At 69.9% G+C, this 4,569-nt stretch carries 4 protein-coding genes; 3 read left to right on the top strand and 1 reads right to left on the bottom strand.

Annotated features, from left to right (window positions below; all coding sequences use genetic code 11):
- From H5J26_RS28545 to H5J26_RS28555, 3 genes are all read left to right on the top strand, one after another.
- A partial coding sequence (locus H5J26_RS28545; RefSeq protein WP_181768860.1) for an ATP-binding cassette domain-containing protein occupies window positions 1-826 on the top strand: 826 nt, incomplete at its 5' end.
- Window positions 823-1,602 (top strand): ABC transporter permease, encoded by a 780-nt coding sequence (locus H5J26_RS28550; protein WP_181768861.1) that lies wholly within the window; start codon window positions 823-825, stop codon window positions 1,600-1,602. The genes H5J26_RS28545 and H5J26_RS28550, both read left to right, overlap by 4 nt.
- A 334-nt stretch (window positions 1,603-1,936) precedes the next feature.
- Window positions 1,937-3,589, top strand: a complete 1,653-nt coding sequence (locus H5J26_RS28555) for a threonine/serine exporter family protein (RefSeq protein WP_309238100.1) — start codon at window positions 1,937-1,939, stop codon at window positions 3,587-3,589.
- A 344-nt stretch (window positions 3,590-3,933) separates the two neighbouring features.
- Here H5J26_RS28555 and H5J26_RS28560 read toward each other — a convergent pair whose 3' ends face one another.
- Window positions 3,934-4,425: an inorganic diphosphatase gene (locus tag H5J26_RS28560; protein ID WP_028432807.1), complete on the bottom strand. Its 492-nt coding sequence runs from the start codon at window positions 4,423-4,425 to the stop codon at window positions 3,934-3,936.
- Window positions 4,426-4,569: the final 144 nt, after the last annotated feature.

Here is a 4,569-nt window from a genome sequence, read left to right on the forward strand (position 1 = left end):
CCTCGGCCAGCACGCGGCGCTCGACGAGGAGTTGAGCGGCTGGCAGAACCTGGAGATGTTCGGCCGGCTCCACCACCTCGGTGCGCGGAGGGCGAGCCTCCGCGCCGACGAGCTGCTGGAGCGGTTCGGCCTCGCGGACACGGGACGCAAGGCCGTGCGCCAGTACAGCGGAGGCATGCGCAGACGACTCGACCTGGCCGTCTCCCTGCTCGGCACCGTGGACGGCAAAGCTCCCGACGTGCTGTTCCTCGATGAGCCGACGACCGGCCTGGACCCGCGCGGGCGTACGGAGGTCTGGGACGCGGTGCGCTCACTGGTGGGCGGCGGTGCGACCGTGCTGCTGACGACCCAGTACCTGGAGGAGGCGGACCAACTGGCCGACTCCGTGGCCGTGATCGACAGCGGCCGGGTCGTCGCCGAGGGCACGACGGATCAGCTCAAGGCGCGCCTCGGCACGGACCGAATCGACGTCGTGGTGCGCGACGTCGCCGAACTGGCCGCGGCCGCGGAGGCCGTCGGCCGGGCAGCCTCCCGGGCCGATGCTGCCGCGGGTGCGGGCGTGCCCGCGGTCACCCAGGACCCGTACCGCCGGCTGGTGAGCGCACCGGTCACGAACCGGATGGCGGCGCTGTCCGAGACCGTACGGGCGCTGGAGGACGCCGGGATCGAAGCGGAGGACGTCGCGCTGCGCAGGCCCACATTGGACGAGGTCTTCCTGCACCTCACCGGCGGACAGCCACAGGACACCGGCACCGACGCGGCCGGTCACGCGGACGCGGAGACCGATGGGGTGCACGGCATGGAGCACGCGGAGGTGCGCGCATGAGCACGTACGCGCTGACCGACTCCTGGACCATGACACGGCGCGGGCTGGCGCACTGGCGGCGGCAGCCCGTGCAGGTCCTGGTGGGCCTGGCCTTCCCGGTGCTGATGCTGGTGATGTTCGCGTACTTCCTCGGCGGCGGCATGGGCGTCGGGAACTACCGCGAATTCCTGGTGCCCGGCATGCTCGCGCTGACCATGGCCTTCGGGCTGGAGTCGACGATGATCGCGCTGACGCAGGACCTGAACAAGGGCGTCATCGACCGCTTCAGGTCGCTGCCCATGTCGCCCTCGGCGGTCCTGGTGGGCCGGAGCGTCCTGGACATGCTGCAGTCCGCGCTCTGCCTGCTGGTGCTTCTCGCCGTCGGGCTCGCCATGGGATGGCGCTGGCACGGCACCGCGGGGGCGGCGCTGGCGGCCGTCGGCCTGCTGCTCCTGCTGCGCTTCGCACTGCTGTGGGCGGGCATCTACCTCGGCATGGTCGCCGGCAGGCCCGAGTTGGTGCAGGCGGTGCAGATCATCATCTGGCCGGTGGCGTTCCTCTCGAATGCCTTCACCTCTCCCGACACCATGCCTGCCTGGATGGGCGCCGTCGCCGAGTGGAATCCGATGTCTGCCACGGCTCAGGCGGTACGGGAGCTCTTCGGCAACCCCGTGTGGGGAGGCGGCGGGTCCTGGGCGACTGACCACGCCATGCTGCTGGCGTTGGTCTGGCCGCTCGTGCTGTCCGTCGTGTTCTTCACGCTTGCCGTTCGCCGGTACCGGGCGCTGGGCCGGTGAGCGGTCTCTGACATCGGCCCGCCCTCCCTGCTGAACCGCCGCACGCACCCCCGTCCGTGATTTCGGCCACTCCGGGCACCTCGGTCGATTTCTGTCCCTTCGGTCACGTACACGGGGCACGCACCGACGCGTGCTGGGCTCGCCCTTCCGCGCAAGCCCCGCACGCGCCCGTCGGCACCCCACTGCGCGTGCGCCGACACCGCTGTCACGCGTGTGGCGGTGCTCCTCCGAGGGCACCCTGACCCGGGGCGCGGCAGGGGAGCGACCTTATGCTTCGGTCCGTCAGGCCCATCAGGAATGGCCGGAGGCGTCGGTGTGAGGGAGCAGGCAGAGAGTGGTCGGGGAGCCGAAGCGGAACGGCCGGTCGGCGGAGAACGGAGACAGTTCGGAGGAGGCCAGGAAGGCCGCCGACGACGCACGCAGCGCGTTCACGCCGCCGCTGGGGATGCCGTTGCCCCCCATCCCGGATGACGAGCACACCACCTCTGAATTCGCCGTCCCAGAAGGGCTGTTGACCTCTCCGCCCACCGAGTTCGGCAGCGCCTTCACGCCGCCCGAGGGGATCCCCAAGGTCTCCCTGATCAAGCCCGGAGCTCCGTGGCAGGACCGCATGCGGACCATGATCCGGATGCCTCTTGCGGAACGGCCCGCTCCCGAGCGGGCGAGCCGACCTGAGGACACGGAGACGGGCCCGGCCGTCCCCCGCGTGCTCGACCTGACGCTCCGCATCGGGGAGTTGCTCCTCGCCGGAGGCGAGGGTGCCGAAGACGTCGAGGCGGCGATGTTCGGTGTGGCACATGCGTACGGGCTGGACCGCTGCGAACCCACCGTCACCTTCACGCTGATCTCGATCACGCACCAGCCCTCGCTGGTCGACGACCCGGTGACGGTCGGCCGCACCGTGCGCCGCAGGGGCACCGACTACACGCGTCTGTCGGCCGTCTTCCGGCTCGTCGACGACATCACCAAGGGCGAGGTCACCCTGGAGGAGGCCTACCGCCGCCTCGCCGAGATGAGGCGTAACCGTCACCCCTTCTCCAAGGGAGCCCTGACGGTCGCGAGCGGAACGCTCTCCGGCGCCGCGTCACTCCTCGTGGGCGGCGACGGGCTCGTCTTCGTGCTGGCCGCGCTGGGAGCAATGTTCGGGGACCGGCTCGCGTGGCTGTGCGCCGGGCGCGGGCTGCCGGAGTTCTACCAGTTCACGGCAGCGGCGATGCCGCCGGCGGCGATGGGCGTCCTGGTCGCGCTCATGGACTCCCAGAACGAGACCAAGCTCAAGGCCGCCGCCGTCATCACCGGTGGCCTCTTCGCGCTGATTCCCGGCCGGGCGCTAGTGGCGGCCGTGCACGACGGGCTGACCGGCTTCTACATCACCGCCGCGGCCCGCCTGCTGGAGGTCGTCTACCTCATCGTCGGCATCGTCGGCGGCGTGCTGGTCGTGCTCTACGTCGGGTCCAAGCTGGGGGCCAACCTGACGCCTGACAGCGCGCCCGGGGCCTCCAGCCCGCTGCTCCAGCTCCTGGCCGCGATGCTGCTGGCGCTGGCGTTCTGCGTACTGCTCCAGCAGGAACGTCACACCGTGCTGCTGGCCACGCTCAACGGCGGTGTGGCGTGGCTGATCTACGGCGCACTCCACGAGACGGAGGCGAACGTCAACGCGGTGCCCGCGACGGTGGCCGCTGCCGGACTGGTCGGGCTCTTCGGCCAGTTGATGTCCCGTTACCAGTTCGCCTCGTCGCTGCCGTACATCACGGCGGCGATCGGCCCGCTGCTGCCGGGTAGCGCCACGTACTTCGGGCTGCTCAACATCGCCCAGGGACACATGGACGAGGGCATCCTGAACCTCTCCCGGGCCGTCGCCCTCGCTTTGGCCATCGCCATCGGCGTGAACCTCGGCGGTGAGCTGGCCCGTCTGTTCATCAAGAGCCCCGGCGTCGAGACGCCACTGCCGGGCCGCCGCGCGGCCAAGCGCACCAGGGGCTTCTAGGCCCTGTCTGGCAAATCTCGCCTTGCTCGCGACGACTGGCACGCACATCCTCCCCCGCTTCGCGGGAGGTGCCCCCAGTTGTCGGATCGACCGAGTAGCCCACTACGAGGGCGATCCTCCGCCTTGCGGCTGCACGCACCATCCGCCGCGAGCACCGTCTGCGGCGGACGGCGCCATTTGTCAGACAGGCCCTGGCGCGGTTCGCAGACGAGTTCCAAGACGCGCACCGAGCCGGGCTCAAAGGCGAAGGTGCGCCCTGCCTGCAGCAGGACGCACCCGTTTGCATGCTCCGGTGTGTCGCCGATTTGCACGCTCCGGTGTCGCCGACGGAGCGCTTCGGTGCTTCAGTGGTCGCCGTGGGCCTCAAGACGCTTGATCGAAGCTTCGACCTCGGCCTCCGCCTCGGCGCGGCCGACCCAGTTCGCGCCCTCGACCGACTTGCCGGGCTCCAGGTCCTTGTAGACCTCGAAGAAGTGCTGGATCTCGAGCCGGTCGAACTCGCTCACGTGGTGGATGTCCCGCAGGTGCTCCATCCGGGGATCGGACGCGGGGACGCAGAGCAGCTTGTCGTCGCCGCCGGCCTCGTCCGTCATACGGAACATGCCGATCGCGCGGGACTTGATGATGCAGCCGGGAAAGGTGGGCTCATCGAGAAGCACGAGTGCGTCCAGCGGGTCGCCGTCCTCGCCCAGGGTGTGGTCGACGAAACCGTAGTCGGCCGGGTAGACGGTCGAGGTGAAGAGGTGCCGGTCCAGACGGATGCGGCCGGTCTCGTGATCCACCTCGTACTTGTTCCGCGAACCCTTCGGGATCTCGATGACGACGTCGAACTCCAAGGGAGGCTCCTCAATGATCAGCACATGTATCTGGTGATTAAGTGTCCCCCACGCACGTACACCGGCGCGAAAGGGGCTGATCGAGGTGCGTGACACCGCCGCAGAGGTGCGTGACACCGCGATCCGGGCGTACCGGCGGACCCG

The organism is Streptomyces albidus (ex Kaewkla and Franco 2022) (genome assembly GCF_013870515.1).
In the GTDB taxonomy this organism is placed as follows: domain Bacteria; phylum Actinomycetota; class Actinomycetes; order Streptomycetales; family Streptomycetaceae; genus Streptomyces; species Streptomyces albidus.